The 14183-nt window shown below is 60.0% G+C and carries 12 protein-coding genes; 7 read left to right on the top strand and 5 right to left on the bottom strand.

What is annotated here, in order from left to right:
* Positions 1–100: 100 nt before the first annotated feature.
* Together BLW56_RS03080 and BLW56_RS03075 are read left to right on the top strand one after the other, a co-directional pair.
* Positions 101–2935 carry a M16 family metallopeptidase gene (locus BLW56_RS03080; protein WP_093509182.1) on the top strand — a complete coding sequence of 945 codons (2835 nt, stop codon included), beginning with the start codon at positions 101–103 and terminating at the stop codon, positions 2933–2935.
* A gap of 257 nt (positions 2936–3192) precedes the next feature.
* Positions 3193–4152: an IS481 family transposase gene (locus BLW56_RS03075; protein ID WP_093510751.1), complete on the top strand. Its 960-nt coding sequence runs from the start codon at positions 3193–3195 to the stop codon at positions 4150–4152.
* Between the two features lie 23 nt (positions 4153–4175).
* Here the strand turns inward: BLW56_RS03075 and BLW56_RS03070 are convergent, their stop codons facing one another.
* From BLW56_RS03070 to BLW56_RS03060, 3 genes are all read right to left on the bottom strand, one after another.
* Positions 4176–5684 (bottom strand): S41 family peptidase, encoded by a 1509-nt coding sequence (locus BLW56_RS03070; protein WP_093509181.1) that lies wholly within the window; start codon positions 5682–5684, stop codon positions 4176–4178.
* A 60-nt stretch (positions 5685–5744) separates the two neighbouring features.
* Positions 5745–6611, bottom strand: coding sequence for an indole-3-glycerol phosphate synthase TrpC (gene trpC / locus BLW56_RS03065; protein WP_093509180.1), 867 nt, complete (start codon positions 6609–6611; stop codon positions 5745–5747).
* Between the two features lie 435 nt (positions 6612–7046).
* On the bottom strand, positions 7047–7511 hold the full coding sequence (locus BLW56_RS03060; RefSeq protein ID WP_093509179.1) for an Lrp/AsnC family transcriptional regulator: 465 nt from the start codon (positions 7509–7511) through the stop codon (positions 7047–7049).
* Positions 7512–7891: 380 nt separating this feature from the next.
* On the opposite strand from BLW56_RS03060, the gene BLW56_RS03055 reads away from it, so the two are divergent.
* Entirely contained in the window at positions 7892–8554 is a 663-nt protein-coding gene (locus BLW56_RS03055) for an RNA polymerase sigma factor (RefSeq protein ID WP_177175786.1), read from the top strand.
* A gap of 148 nt (positions 8555–8702) precedes the next feature.
* Positions 8703–9311 carry a DUF6088 family protein gene (locus BLW56_RS03050; RefSeq protein ID WP_093509177.1) on the top strand — a complete coding sequence of 203 codons (609 nt, stop codon included), beginning with the start codon at positions 8703–8705 and terminating at the stop codon, positions 9309–9311.
* A gap of 219 nt (positions 9312–9530) precedes the next feature.
* Here BLW56_RS03050 and BLW56_RS03045 read toward each other — a convergent pair whose 3' ends face one another.
* On the bottom strand, positions 9531–10181 hold the full coding sequence (locus BLW56_RS03045; RefSeq protein ID WP_093509176.1) for an RloB family protein: 651 nt from the start codon (positions 10179–10181) through the stop codon (positions 9531–9533).
* Positions 10178–11455, bottom strand: a complete 1278-nt coding sequence (locus BLW56_RS03040; RefSeq protein WP_093509175.1) for an AAA family ATPase — start codon at positions 11453–11455, stop codon at positions 10178–10180. Before BLW56_RS03040 ends, BLW56_RS03045 begins: the two co-directional genes overlap by 4 nt.
* 331 nt (positions 11456–11786) lie before the next feature.
* Between BLW56_RS03040 and exbB the strand changes: the two genes are divergently transcribed.
* Genes exbB through BLW56_RS03025 form a run of 3 tightly spaced genes read left to right on the top strand, consistent with a single transcriptional unit; the run spans position 11787 to position 14087 of the window.
* Positions 11787–12665: a tonB-system energizer ExbB gene (gene exbB, locus BLW56_RS03035; RefSeq protein ID WP_177175784.1), complete on the top strand. Its 879-nt coding sequence runs from the start codon at positions 11787–11789 to the stop codon at positions 12663–12665.
* Positions 12666–12699: 34 nt separating this feature from the next.
* Complete coding sequence (exbD, locus tag BLW56_RS03030) at positions 12700–13122, top strand: TonB system transport protein ExbD (RefSeq protein ID WP_093509173.1); 423 nt, start codon at positions 12700–12702, stop codon at positions 13120–13122.
* A complete protein-coding gene (locus BLW56_RS03025; RefSeq protein WP_143043350.1) occupies positions 13119–14087 on the top strand; it encodes an energy transducer TonB family protein in 969 nt (322 codons plus the stop codon). The genes exbD and BLW56_RS03025 overlap by 4 nt, the downstream gene beginning before the upstream one ends.
* The last annotated feature ends 96 nt before the right edge of the window (positions 14088–14183 follow it).

The raw sequence follows: 14183 nt of genomic DNA, 5'->3' as shown, positions 1-14183 counted from the left end.
GTTTGATCCGCGATGCGGATAAATTCTACATAACCAAAACCTTAGAAGTTTTTCATTGTGGCATAGTTGCGCGCCGCCCTTTTCAATAGATGGAGTCTTTATGAAGCGAATTCTTATGCTCTCGACCGCAATTGTCGTTTTCGGCGTGACAAGCCCCTTGTTGCACTCGCAAATGACGCAGGATTCTAAAGTTCACGAAGAAAACGCGATCGATCAATTTCGGTCAGGAAATCTTGAAAATGGCTTCGGATATATTATTCAACGCAATAACAATCCCAAGGGGCGGATAGAACTACGCCTAGTGGTTCGCGCCGGAATGAAAAATGAAGCGCCTGATCAAATTGAAGCGGCTCATCTTGTAGAACATATCGTCGCCAATCATGTGGCTGCTGATGTGAAGAAAAGCGTCTGGGAGTGGGTACCAAGCTGGGGAGGTCAGACGGGAGTTGATTTCAACGCAGAAACGCATTGGGATCGGACCGTCTATATTTTGTCGATACCATCTGATCGACCTGATCTGTTGCGCGAAGCGTTGCAGATTCAGCGTGGCTGGGCTCAGGGCGCGAAATTGTCTCGAGATGGAGACGCTCGCGAGCGTAAAGCGGTGAGTGCGGAGCTTTTGCGGTTCGAAGATGCGGAGGCACGATTATTTGATCGCTACGCGCCGCAGTTGGTAGGTTCTGGACATCTAAGTACGCTGGAACAGCGCTTAAATTCAATGGCCTCAGAGAATACTGCGGCTGCACTCCGATTCTATGACGAATGGTATCAGCCACAAAACCAAGCGCTAATTGTAGTTGGCGATTTGGACCCAAAAATATTAGAATCCGAAGTAAGAAAAATATTTTCCGATATGGTTTCTAATGAAATGAAGGGGTTCGTTCCTTCGAATGTTGCAGTGCGACCAGGTCGTAGAGTGCACCTCGCTGTACAACCTGGCATTGAGGTGCCTTTATTGAATTTGATTTCGTTAAAAAATTTCGAAAATACATCGGGCGAGAAGTCTCTGCGAAACTCATTCATTATTGCAATATTAGATAGAATGATTGTTATGCGTTCCGGTATATTGGGATTTGATACACTTAATGGAATGCCCCATGGAATTAAAGAGGTAGGGAGTACCTCCATGGTCGCATTGACGGGCGATACAAAGGGGATCCGGGTATCTATTCCTACTCGGGAAAAGAAAAAAACGGATGCGTCAATAGATTTGCAGTTTGGTATTAGGAAATCAATAATTGACTACGGATTCTCTGAATCTGAATTTGACGAAGCTCGTGAATATCTACTCAAATCTTTGGCGAGTGACCAACGTTCGCTTTCTCCTGCCGTCGTGCGAAATCTTATTTCCGAATGGATGATGGGAATGCCCGCCATGGATAGCGAGGCGCGCAATCAGATTAAACACAACATACTCCGATCCATCACTGTCGATGAGGTCTCACAAATAGCGCGTGAGTGGTTGCGCTCTCCCGCGGAAGACATTATACTTACGGGTGCTAGTAAAGCAGATTTGGCGAAAATAAGTGATGCCAAAAAATTGCTGGCGAGAGGGCGGGCGGTACCTTCTCGTCGCTATTCATCGCCGGTTCCGGTCGCTGACCTTAAGGTGAAGGTGGCGGTTCCAGAGTATCGAGGTTCTCCAAATGTAGAGTACTTCGAGGGGTCTGGCGTGACCCGCGTGCTCATTCCGGAAAACGGAATTTCTGTCATTTTTCGGCCAGCGCAATATCCGAGAATGGGGAAGGGCTATGTACTTATGACGGCGCTCCGTCGTTTCGGGACCAACGATGTTCCTACCGAAGACTTCCTGGCCGCGTCTGTCGGCTCGGATGTCCTGTGGCGAACTGCGCCGGGCCTGACGCCAGTGGACGATTGGCGTCTATTGGCTGAAAAGAATATTTGGGCTGCCAATCGCGTAGGTGCGGACAAGACCGAAATGCTCAGTGGTGGTCCGCAGGCCGACATTGAGACGTTGATGAAAATCTTCTATTCACATTTTCAGTTAGACCGTGAAGGTCGGTTGAAGTCGTTTCCGGATCGCCAGAAATACATGGCTCAGAGTACCGAAGATTGGATTTCTCCGACTGACGAAAAATTTTCTAAAGAGATCGAGGCGGAAACCAAGTTCGAGTTTGTTGAAAGAGGAATGCCAACCGCTGATCAGATAAGATCTTTGACCTTTGAGCAAGCATATAGAATGTTTGACCATTTTTACGGGCCGACAGGAGAATTTGTCTTCGCTGTGACAGGGGATTACGACATTGATCAGGTCATGCCTTATGTCGTTCGCTATATTGCGGCTCTTCCTGGCCGGAGGTCTTTATCCGACAAAGAGGGCCTTAAGCACACATTGCGTCCGGGAGCACTTACCAAAACAGTGTATTTAGCCGAACCCGGAAAGGCTCGCGTGTTCCTTTATATAAACGGGAACGGGACAGCAGTTCAGGAATCAGATAAAGTGCAGGTGCGAGGCCTCAATCTTATTCTGTCACAGCGACTTCGCGACCGTATTCGAGAAAAAGAACAAGGTACCTATTCAGTCATAGCGCAGAGCCGTGTAATGAGAAACGGCGAATACTCCACCTACGTTGATTTTCAATGCGCTGATGAAAATTTTGATCGCCTTATGGACGCGGCTGTCGAAGAGATAGAGCGTCTCGTCGAAGAAGGTCCTACTGATTCGGAGATAACGGCTGCCGCTAAGATCGAAAAAGATTACTTCAGGCAGCAGAGTCGCGGAGACAACTATTTTTGGGCAAATTATTTTATGAATCGGTTCTTCGATTACAAAGGGAATAATTCTGCATTTGATTTCCCTGTCTACTTGGCGCCGACGCGGATAGGGGTTCACGAAAAGGCAAAAGAACTGCTGAGATCGGAAAATTTGAAGCGCTTCATCATGAGGCCCGTCGACCAGAAGCCTGCTGGGTAAAAAGCGGATAAGCCTTCAGAAGACACTTTGTCGGCCCCTTCGAAACGAAGCAGACATTTGATCCGCCTTATAGAAATGTAAGCGATAATTCATCCCCACAGTTTCATCAGTAGGTGCCCGCTTGTTTTGAAGCGGGCACCTATGTTTGTATCTTCTGCGGCTGTTGACATGACCCCCTGGTTTCCACCAGCCAGGACTAGGTGTTTGATCCCACGGTTTGATGGTGCGATCCTTTCGTTGGAATGGAAGGAAGCCATATGGGACAAGTACGTCACGGGAGCGCCACGACCACGCACGCCGTCCGAGCAGCAATACAGCGATCGCAAGCTTCGCTCGCGACGCTGAGCCGGGAACTGGGGATCAACCCCAAGACAGTGGCGAAGTGGCGTAAACGAACGACGGTCGAAGATCTGAAGACCGGGCCGAAGGCCCCTCATTCCACGACGTTGAGCGAAGCTGAGGAGACGATGATCGTCGCATTCCGACGGCACACACTGCTGCCACTCGACGACTGTCTCTATGCCCTGCAACCCTCGATCCCGCATCTGACACGGTCAGCGCTACATCGCTGCCTGCAGCGCCATGGCATCTCACGTTTGCCCGACATCGATGGCGACAAGCCCAAACGGCAGCGCTTCAAGCGATATCCCATTGGCTTCTTCCACATGGACATCGCGGAGGTGCAAACGGCCGAAGGCAAGCTGCACCTGTTCGTCGCCATCGACCGAACCAGCAAGTTCGCAGTCACCCGGCTGGTCGACAAGGCCGACAGGCGAACCGCATGGGAGTTCCTCGATCACCTGCTGGAAGCCGTGCCCTACCGTATCCACACGATCCTGACCGATAATGGCATCCAGTTCGCCGAGCAGCCGCGCAATCGCAACACCGCCTGGTCGCGCCAGATGCGCTTCGACATGATCTGCGAGGCAAACGACATCGAGCACCGCCTCACCAAGCCGAACCATCCATGGACCAATGGGCAGGTCGAGCGGATGAACCGCACGATCAAAAATGCAACCGTCGAACGCTTCCACTACGATAGTCATGACGAGCTGCGCACGCATCTCGCCGACTTCATGGATGCCTATAACTTCGCTCGTCGGCTCAAGACGCTCAGTGGGCTCAATCCCTACGAATACATCTGCAAATGCTGGACTTCAGAGCCAGATCGATTCATCGTCAATCCGAACCACCAAATGCCGGGACCAAACACCTAGCTTGGCCCTTTGGGCATTCGCGTTCAGGGCTGCGCGCGATGGCCTGACCGAACGATCTTGAACGCAGCGTCGAGCACAGAGTCTTCCGATGTCGCGATCTGGTGAGTCGCAAAGGGAAGGTGGGGTACTACGCCTTCTACCTCGTCTTTGCCATTCGGGCGGAGAAAATGGCTTTTGGGGTAGGTGACGACGATTCCGGTACCCGGCAAAGTGAAATGCTGGACCGAGGCATAGTTTGACGCCACGTCTGCGGTTTCCTCGCCAATCACCTTGCCGAAGCCATAATCCTGGACGAGCGCCGCGACCGAGGCCGCGTTGGAATAGCTGTGGCGATTGACCAGCACCCAGACCCTTCCTTTGAAGCGCGGTTCGGGCCGCGGCATCACCATCGGCAGCGCATAGGCGTAGCGGGTACCGTTGGGCTGGCGCTCCTCAGCCTCGATCTGCTTCAGGAAATCCGCATCGATTGGCGTGCCTGCGGCGCGCTGGCGGGCATAGTCGGCCTTTGTCGCCGCGCTCGCCTTAAGCATGAACGACGATGCGAAGCGGAAGGGGCGGTCGGCGAACCAGGCGACCATCGGATCGCTGAAGCTGTTGTCCCCGCCCGGGTTGTTCCGAAGGTCGAGGATCAGGTCGGTGGCGCCGTTCGCAATGATCTTGCGGAAGCTGTCGTCGATGAAATTGCGGAACGAGGAGGCCTCATAGGACGGCGCCGGCCCGTCGCCGGTCGTCTCGATATTGTAGAAGGGGCCGGGTCGAAGATAGGCGAGCCCGCCGTCCAGCGGTCTATGCTCGCGCGTCCCGAAATCGACCGACGGCTGCGGTGCAGGAAAGCGCTTGGCGAGCGCGGCACGCTGCTCGAAGTTGATCGCGTCGACCGGGACCCTCACGGTCTTGTCTGCCAGTCTCGCTGTGACGGTGACCGCACTCACCGCTCCACGGTCGAGCCAGAGAAGCGCGTGGAAACTCTCCTCCATCTGCGCATGCGCCATATAGGGGCGCTCGGCCGAGACATAGGCCGAGAGCTGGTCCAACAGCTCGCGGATCGGCACGCCGTTTATCGCGAGGATTTCGGTGCCGGCCCGCAGCACGCCATTCTGGTCAGCGGTCTCGGTGAGCGTCACGCGATCGCCGTCGACGCGGATGAAGATCGGCAGAAATGTTCCGCCGCTCTGCAGATGCGTAACGAACGCCGCGATCGGCGCGTTGATGCGGGCATGACCGATCCGGCCATAGGCCACGAATTTCTGGAACAGGATTGCGGTGGCGGTCGGATCCATCGGTCCCTCGATCGTCGCCAGCAATGTCCGGTAATAATCGTCATACTCGGCCTTCGGACGGTGCGCGTAGAGATCGTAATGCGCCTCCTGCAGCGTGTCGTACAGATAGGCGAAGTCCGACCGGACCGTCTCGGGCGGTAACGCCGCCGGCGGGGCGGGAACGACCGGGGCAGCTGGCGCCTCCGCCGCGACCGCGAAGTTGGGCCCTGTCAGGGCGGCCATCAGCAGGGCAGCGATCAGGGTTTTTCTCATGCGAACCGATAATCCATGGAACTCGGGAAGATGCAAGGCGGACGCGGGGCTGCTGGCCGGTCAGGCGCGGCGTACGACCCGTCCGCTTCGCGGCGAGCGGTGGCTCGGCGTCGACAGGCGCGGCACCATCGGGATGGCGGCCGCGGGGTCGAGCAGTGTTCGTGTGGCCTCGGCAATGTCATGGCTGCGCATCAGGCTCTCGCCGACGAGGAAGGCCTTGATCCCCGCAGCTGCGAGCCGCGCGCAGTCGCCATGATGACGAATGCCGCTTTCGGCGATGAGGAGGCTGTCCTTGGGCACATAGCGCGCGAGGCGCTCGGCCACCGCAAGATCGGTCGCGAAGGTCTTGAGATCGCGGTTGTTGATCCCGATGAGGCGCGATGCGAGCTGACCGAGCGCGCGGCCGAGTTCTTTCTCGTCATGGACCTCGACGAGCACTGCGAGATCGCGCTCGATGGCCGCCGCTTCGATTTCGCGCATCGCGGTGTCGGACAGCGCCGCAACGATCAGCAGGATCGCGTCGGCGCCGATGGCCGCGCTTTCGGCGACCTGCCAGGGATCGATGATGAAATCCTTGCGCAGCACCGGCATGTCGCACGCAGCGCGCGCGTTGACGAGATAATTTTCATGACCCTCGAACCACGGCGCATCGGTCAGCACTGACAGGCATGCGGCGCCGCCCTCGGCATAAGCGCGCGCGTGGCGGGCGGGGTGGAAATCCTCACGGATGAGCCCGCGCGAGGGCGAGGCGCGCTTGATCTCGGCGATGAGGCCGAAGCCGCCGGCGGCAATCCGCTCTGCGAGCGCTTTTTGAAAATCGCGTCGGCCCGGGCGCTGCATGCGATCGAGTGTGTCGAGCGAGCGCTGGCGCTTGCGCGCGGCAACCTCCGCCGCCTTGGTGGCCAAAATCTGGGCAAGCTTGTTCATGGGGGGTGTCCAATCGGGGGGCGCGGGGTCAGGCCTATGTCATGAAGACGTTCGGGAAAGGCGTTTACGCAACACGGGCTGCGGTGCGGGTGGGGGAGCCACGGGTGGCGGTGTGCCGGGGTCTCCCCGCGTCTCCCCTCACATCCATGACGCGCCGGCACGCGAAATCCGCACGGGCCATAATGACCAGGGCGCCCGATCGCCGATTGCCGGCGAACGCGAAAGACCCGGACACATCTGGCCGCGCCGCCTCCCGCTCCCCCGCCCGGCTCCCGGCGGCGCGGCGGATCGAGGTTCTGCGGGTGCCTGCCGACGGGGTGACGAAAGGTGAGCCAAGGATGGGGAAGGCCGTGCGGCGAGCGCGGGAGCGCGCCGGACATGTCTCCTCGGCCGCGCGCGACGCCCGGGGTGCGCGAGGAGCTCCGATCACCGGGATCAGAGCGGCAGCTCGGTCGTGGCTTTCAAGGCTTCCATCGAGAAGGCGGCCGATACATCCTCCAGGTCCGGGATTTCGCTGATCGTGCGGTAGATGCGGTTATAGGCCGCCATATCCTCGGCGACGATCTTGAGCAGATAGTCGACGCCGCCGGTCGTGCGGTGCAGCTCGACGATCGCCGGCATGGCGAGCAGCGTCTCGACGAAGCGGTCCGTCCACTGGCGGCCGTGATTGCGCGTCCTGATCATGACATAGCCGATGAGCGCGAACCCCAGCGCGCCCGGCGAGAGCAGGGTCACGCGATCGCCGATGATGCCTTCCTCCTTCATCCGGTTGATCCGGCGCCAGCAGCCGGTCGAGGTGAGCCCGGCTTCCTGCTCGAGTTTGGTCATGGGAATCGTTGCGTCGCGCTGCAGCGCGAGGAGGATCTTCCGGTCGATGGAATCAATGATATTGCGCGACATCGCCGATTATCTCCAAACCCGTTGCGCGAGCGCGCTTCGAACCCCAACGATTCGCAACGTCATTTCCGGAAAATTGCTGTAGCTTTTTCTTCGTCGCCGCTCGGGGGGAGGGGCGATCCGCGAAGGATATCGGCTGTGCCTGTCCGGGTCCCGTCAATCGGGATTTGGCAGGGATTTGAGGGCGTTTCGCCCGCGAGGGGTCGCAGGGGCCGGACGATGCGCATCGGCGCATTGTCCGGTTCGCGCGGGGCCGATAAATATTTCGCGCGGCGATTGCGGTTGATGGGGAGTCAAACGTCTATATGTCGAGAGTGGGAACGAGACATGGCGATGTGGGGACCATATTACCCGATATCGACGCCGTGTGCGCCGCCGGGTGCATGCGCTCCTGTTCGTGCGTTTCGAACGTGCCGGCTGGCGGCGCCAACGTTACGCCGATCCGCGACGGGCTTGCTCCCTTGACCGGCCAGACGCGCGATACGGCGACGCTCCAGTCCGTCTTCGTCTCGATCCGCGGGCATGTCGAAAATTATATCGCGCGGCGGGTGAGCAGCCGTGAAATCGCCGAGGACATGGCGAGCGAAATCTATCTCCGCCTCGATCGCGCCGAAATGGAAGGCGACGGCGTCGAGGATGCGCGCCGCTATATCTTCCGCATCGCCTCCAACATGGCGATCGACCATGCACGCACCACGCGCCGGCGCGGCCGGATGCTCGAGGTCGAGGCCGCGACGATGCCGCAGGACGGCTTCCCGAGCGCCGAGCAGCTCGTCATGGCGCGCGCCGATCTCGCCATCGTTGCCGACGCGGTCGACGAGCTCCCCGAGCTTGCCCGCGAAATTCTTTTTGCCGCGCGCATGCACGGCATGAGCCACGCCGAAATCGCCAGCCGCTTCGGCGTGTCGGTGAGCCTCGTCGAAAAATATCTCCTCCGCTCGGTGCGCCACTGCAAGGCGCGGCTCAACGAGGCCGCGGGCGAGGAAGAGGAAGGATCGAAGATCCGGACCTGGTACAAAAGCGCCGCGAAGCTCGTCGGGCGCTAGGGTCGCACCGCGAGTTCGAACTTCGAGGCATAAGAAATCTTCCGAACATTAAAATGTTTAGGAATTTTAACCGTTTATACGGGCTTTTCCGCAGTTGATTTTGTTAGAAATTTGATGTATAAATTCTAACAGAAAGGACCGTCGGGCCATGGCCGCTATCGCTGATCGCATTATGAGACGCGTCCGTGGGAAGGGGCGCGGCTGGGCGTTTACGCCGAAGAATTTCATCGATATGGGCTCGCGTGCGTCTATCGACATGGCGCTTTCGCGACTCGTTCAGGCAGGCGATATTCGCCGCATCGGTCGGGGGCTTTATGACTATCCCAGGCATCACGCCGCTTTGGGAGCGCTCGGGCCCGATCCGTCCAGTCTTGCGGCCGCGCTGTCAGTTCAGAGCGGTGAGCTGATCGCGCCCTCGGGTGCGGCGGCGAGCAACAGCTTCGGCCTGTCGGCGCAGGTGCCGGCACGTCCCGCCTATGCAACCACCGGGCGAAGTCGCACGCGGGCGGTTGCAGGGCGGACCGTGAGCTTTCGCCACAGCCGGACGCCCGTGATCAACCATGCCAGCGAAGTCGCCAATGCGGCGCTCCAGGCGCTTGCTCATCTCGGTAAAAACCAAGTCGATGACGATGTCATCGGGCGCCTTGCCGCGAGGCTGGGCGACAAAGATATTTCCGACCTGCTCCGCGCCCGTCCGCAGATGTCGGGATGGATGGGCGACGTCATCCTTAAAATCGCAGCTACGCGTCATGGATGAATTTGAGCGTCGCGCCCCGGCGGAGCGGCGCGCGGCGCACGGCGACGGTTAGCGGTGGCGGAACGGCGGCAGGCGTTATGCGGATCGCTGAGGACGAGCTCGGTCAGCGTTCGAAGCCTGCATCGGCGCCGTCTTAGGGGTGATTTTCCTCCGATAGGCCTCGGCGCCGGGTAGCCGGGCTCGTATCCTTCAACCGGTTTAACGCCCAAGCGCCCCCGGTCAGTTCGCGTCTTGGTGCGCGGCATGCGCCTCACCGATGCTCCGGGTCAGCTCGAAGACGGTGGTTAACGGGGCGCCCGGCGGGTTACCTTCCTCCATGCGCCGTGCGAGCTGCGCGGCGGCGCGCTTCTCCGCCCCTGCCACGAGAGGCATAAGTGCGTCGCAATCTGCGGTCTTTCCGCTCTTCGGGTCATAGCCTGCACATCGTTTCGCGCATTCGGCCTGCACCTCGTGCCGATTGTCGGGCCGGTCGAAATCGCCGTGATGGAGGATGAGCCAGATCTCGAAACAAGGGTCGGAAAAGGCGGTTCCGACTTTCGCTGCGCGGCAGCGTGCGAGTGCCTCCTCCACATGGGGATGCTCGTCCCGGTCGAACACCGCCCATACTTCGTCGGTCTCCTCGAAGGATGACCGCGCGCGACCGCGACGCGACCGCGCTTTCGCATCGGCACTGGCTTTTTTTGCAATCGTTGCCGGCACGCCCGCGGCCTCGACAATCTCGATGTCGATGAGCGCGCCGAGCGATGCTTTGCGAATGGCTCGGAAATAGTCGGGTTCGGTGTTCTTTCCTTCAGTGTAGATGACGAAACGGCGCTTGGGTTCGCGAAGATTGACCCGCCGCTTGAGGGATCGCGCGGCTCGCATCGTCATGCCCTCAAAAGCAGGGAAAGATCGGTCGAGCAGGGAATCGCGCCATAGCGTCCTTCAAGATAGCCGCGTTCGAAATTATCGGTCTGACGCGACTTGATCTCCGACAAGGGGAAGAGATGCGTCGCGCCTTCGCCATCCTTTTCACAAAACCATATCTGGTCGCGGCGCAGCCATTCGCTGTTCAGCAAATTGGTATCGTGCGTGGTCGCGATCAGCTGCGAGCCGTTCCGATTTATCTCCGGATCGGCGAACAGTCTCAGAACCTGCTCCGCCGCATGCGTGTGCAGGCTTGCGTCGAGCTCATCGATAATGACCACGCTGCCCTCGTCGAGCGCTTTGAAGACGAGGTTCATGATCAGGATCAGTCGCCGCGTGCCCGAGCTTTCCCGCTCCAACCCAAGGTAGCAATCCTCTCCGCCGACGCCGCGATGCGCAAGCTCGATCATGACGTCCTTTTCCCGATCGACCACGCCGTCGTCGGAGAAGTTGGCTTCGCCCAGATGCTTCCGCGCAATGCCTGCGAACTCCTTGATCACATTTTTGACGACCTCGGGAATCTCGATGTCGAACTGGCGGTAACCGGTGACGCCGGTGCCGATTGCTTTCAAAAAGGTGATCGTGCGCGGATCGATCTGGTCTTTCTTGAATGTGTTGTTGATGAGGTCCTTCGCCACCGATACGGTGCTGCTATATTCACAGCGCCGAAAAAACCTGACGATCCGGCTGAGCTCGGCATGATCGTTCTGGGTCGCCGTCGAAATAAAGAGGCTGTTCGGGCGCATAAGCTCGACGAGAAGCTTCTTGGGGCCCTTGAAGAACTGGCCGAACTCGACGTCATCGTGCGAGCGTTCGAAAAGCTTCCGCCGCTTTCCTTCCGGATAGGAATAAAGCCATTCGCTCAAATAGCGCTCGTCATCGCAGGTAAAGCCATATTGGAAGCGCACGCCGTCTACGAGGAAGTCCGCTTCCAGTTCGGTCGGCTGGTTCGCAATGGCAGGATCGAGAGCAAAGGGAATTCGGGGAACGCCGCCTTCGGGATTGCCGCGGCTATGCGACTGCATCACCGCCGAGCACATCCAGTTCAGCGCCTTCACAAAATTCGTCTTGCCCGACGCATTGGCGCCGTAAAGTACTGCTCCTGGCAGCCCTTCCAGATCGGTTCCGGCAATCGGAAAAAGAGCGACATCCGGCCCCTTGAGCTTGGTCGCGATAAACGACAGCTCTTGCCGGCCCGCGATGGAAAGATAGTTCGATGCGCTCATCCGAAGCAGCATGAAATCCTCCTTAAACTGACTTCAAACCCCGTTATGAGGCCATATATGTGAATTTTGTACAAATTCCAGCTTTAAAGCATACTTGATCCGGTTTGCATCGATCCGCATCGTTGGAGCGCCTGCCGGATTTCGAGCGCACTGCTTGGCAAATATATATGTTGTCCGGCGCGCTGCTTTTGTGGGCGTGCGATGCGGCGGCCGTGGGAGCTTATGTTCTCGCCGCAATTCGCCGCATTCTCCTGTGCGGGTTTGTCCGGCCCGCACGTTTCGAGTCCGAACGCCACCATATGCGCCCGCTTCGGGCGCTGGGGCCGAAATGGAGATGGGGATAATGAACATGGGGTTGGCAGGAGCGTCCGCGATCGGGACGATGGCAATGGGCGGTATCGCTCGCATGCAGGGAGGCCACTCGGCCGGTTTGGCGCGCACGGCGGCCGCCGCTGCGCTTGTCGCGGGCGGCTTGCTGCTCGCGCCTGCCGCGATGGCAGCCGCGCCGGTTGCCGCGCCCGCGCTCGTGGTGCCAAAGAATCTCACCTATTGGGAAATGTTCGCGCACGCGACGCTCGTCGTGAAGCTCGTCATGATGATCCTGCTCGCTGCCTCGGTCGTCACCTGGACGATCTGGATCGCGAAGCTGCTCGAGCTCAAAAAGGGCCGCGCGCAGCTCCGCGCCGACAATGAGGCGCTCGGCAATGCCACCGAACTCAAGGGGCTGAAGGTTCCGGCGCACGCCGCCCCCGCGCGCATGCTCGCCGCGACCCAGTCCGAACTCGCCAAGGCGGGGCCGCTGCTCACGGTCGAGGCGGCTGAAGGGCTCAAGGAGCGCGTCGCGGCGCGCCTCCTCAATGTCGAAACCTCGACGATCGAGAAGATGCTGAAGGGCGCGAGCGTGCTCGCGACGGTCGGCGCGATCACGCCCTTCGTCGGACTGTTCGGGACCGTCTGGGGGATCATGAACAGCTTCATCGGCATCTCGCAGTCGAACACCACCAATCTCGCGGTTGTCGCGCCCGGCATCGCCGAAGCCCTGCTCGCAACCGCAATGGGGCTCGTCGCCGCGATCCCGGCGGTCATCATGTATAATCATGTCGCGCGCTTCATCGCCGGCCAGCGCCGCCTGCTCTCCGAAGCCTCGACCAATATCGCCTGTCTCCTCAGCCACGAGGTCGACCGCCAGCTTGCGGGCCGCACCCGCGGCATCGCGGCCTGATCGCCGGCGTTTTTCAAAAGGGAGAGGAAACGCCATGGCGATGAAAGTCTCGCACAGCGACGACGGGCTCGATCTCAATCACGACATCAATGTGACGCCGTTTATTGACGTCATGCTCGTGCTCCTGATCATCTTCATGGTCGCGGCGCCGCTCGCGACGGTGAATGTGCCGATCGACCTGCCGGTCTCGACCGCGCAGCCGCAGCCGCAGGACGATGATCCGATCGTCCTCAGCCTCGGCAAGGATCTCGCGCTCAACCTCGGCAATGATCCGATCGACCGCGCCGCGCTCGGCGCGCGCCTTGGCGAGCGGACCAAGGGCAATTTGAATGCGCGCATCTTTCTGCGCGCCGATACGACGATCGACTATGGCGATCTCATGAAGCTGATGAACGAGCTGCGCGGCGCGGGCTATTTGAAGGTTGCGCTCGTCGGGGCCGAGGAAGGCGCGCAATGACCCCGGCGGCAGCGATGAAGCCCGGCATGGCGGTCAGCGTCGATATCGCGGGAAATGCGGGTGCCGGTGCCGGTTCCGGTGCGGGCGCGGGCGCGGGTGTCCGCGGTTCGGGCGCGCGGAGCGAGGCGCAGTCCGGCACGGCGGGCGCGGAAGCGGCGCGCGCGGCGAAGGGCGGCGCGACAGGCGGGGCCGGCGGAACGGGCAATGCGCCGGTGCCCGGCAATGCCGGTGGTCCCGCCAGGCCGGTCGGGACAGGCGAGCCGCCCTATCTCACCTGGGCGGCGATCGGATCGCTCGGGCTCCACGCCGGGGTTGGCGCGGCCATGTTCCTCGGCTTTGCGACCGGGCCTTCGGCGCCGCCGCCCGCCGCGATGGTCGTAGAAATCGCGTCGCTGCCTTCCGCACCGCCCGCGCCGCCGACCGACATGCCGCCACAGCCCGAGCAGGAAGAGGCGAAGCCGAAGCCGGTCGTCAACCGCCTCGATATCCCGCCGATCCCGAAGCTCGCCTTCAATGTGAAGCCCGCGGTCGCGGTACCGCTGAAGGAGCCCGAGGACCTCAACAGGAAACAGGCCGAAAAGCCCGCCGAGGAAACCACCAGGGCCGCCGCGCCGTCGGCGCCGCGCGAGGATCGGCCCGCCGCGCCGAACATGGGGGCACCGTCGGACCAGCCTTCCAACGCAGCGATGAACTGGGAAGCGAAGGTGATGGCGACACTCGAGCGCCGCAAGCGCTACCCGTCGGACGCCGCAGGCGCGCAGGACATCATCCGCGTGCGCATGACGATCGATCGGAGCGGGCGTATCGTCGGCTCGCAGATCCTGCGCAGCAAGGGGGTCGGGCCGCTTAACGCCGAAGTCACCGCACTGATGCGCCGCGCGAGTCCGCTGCCCAAGCCGCCGAAGGACATCGCCGGCGAATTGATCGTGCGCACCGTCGATGTCGATTTCACGATGAAGAAATAGCGCGGCGAAGGAATAGCACAGCATCGATGCCACGCAGCTTTTGACTCCGAAACGGACAAGGTTATGCGTTGCGGGATTGGGGGAGTTGCTCGTTAC

Origin of the sequence: Sphingopyxis sp. YR583, from assembly GCF_900108295.1 — a bacterium.
In the GTDB taxonomy this organism is placed as follows: domain Bacteria; phylum Pseudomonadota; class Alphaproteobacteria; order Sphingomonadales; family Sphingomonadaceae; genus Sphingopyxis.
The sequence above is the reverse complement of the archived record's forward strand: the minus strand, read 5'-3'. Positions and strand labels throughout refer to the sequence as shown.

Excerpts from the sequence above, each read along its gene's own strand:
- BLW56_RS03080 (WP_093509182.1), top strand. The coding sequence starts at position 101 with ATGAAGCGAATTCTTATGCTCTCGACCGCAATTGTCGTTTTCGGCGTG.
- BLW56_RS03075 (WP_093510751.1), top strand. The coding sequence starts at position 3,193 with ATGGGACAAGTACGTCACGGGAGCGCCACGACCACGCACGCCGTCCGA.
- BLW56_RS03070 (WP_093509181.1), bottom strand. The coding sequence starts at position 5,684 with ATGAGAAAAACCCTGATCGCTGCCCTGCTGATGGCCGCCCTGACAGGG.
- trpC (WP_093509180.1), bottom strand. The coding sequence starts at position 6,611 with ATGAACAAGCTTGCCCAGATTTTGGCCACCAAGGCGGCGGAGGTTGCC.
- BLW56_RS03060 (WP_093509179.1), bottom strand. The coding sequence starts at position 7,511 with ATGTCGCGCAATATCATTGATTCCATCGACCGGAAGATCCTCCTCGCG.
- BLW56_RS03055 (WP_177175786.1), top strand. The coding sequence starts at position 7,892 with ATGCGCTCCTGTTCGTGCGTTTCGAACGTGCCGGCTGGCGGCGCCAAC.
- BLW56_RS03050 (WP_093509177.1), top strand. The coding sequence starts at position 8,703 with ATGGCCGCTATCGCTGATCGCATTATGAGACGCGTCCGTGGGAAGGGG.
- BLW56_RS03045 (WP_093509176.1), bottom strand. The coding sequence starts at position 10,181 with ATGACGATGCGAGCCGCGCGATCCCTCAAGCGGCGGGTCAATCTTCGC.
- BLW56_RS03040 (WP_093509175.1), bottom strand. The coding sequence starts at position 11,455 with ATGCTGCTTCGGATGAGCGCATCGAACTATCTTTCCATCGCGGGCCGG.
- exbB (WP_177175784.1), top strand. The coding sequence starts at position 11,787 with ATGAACATGGGGTTGGCAGGAGCGTCCGCGATCGGGACGATGGCAATG.
- exbD (WP_093509173.1), top strand. The coding sequence starts at position 12,700 with ATGGCGATGAAAGTCTCGCACAGCGACGACGGGCTCGATCTCAATCAC.
- BLW56_RS03025 (WP_143043350.1), top strand. The coding sequence starts at position 13,119 with ATGACCCCGGCGGCAGCGATGAAGCCCGGCATGGCGGTCAGCGTCGAT.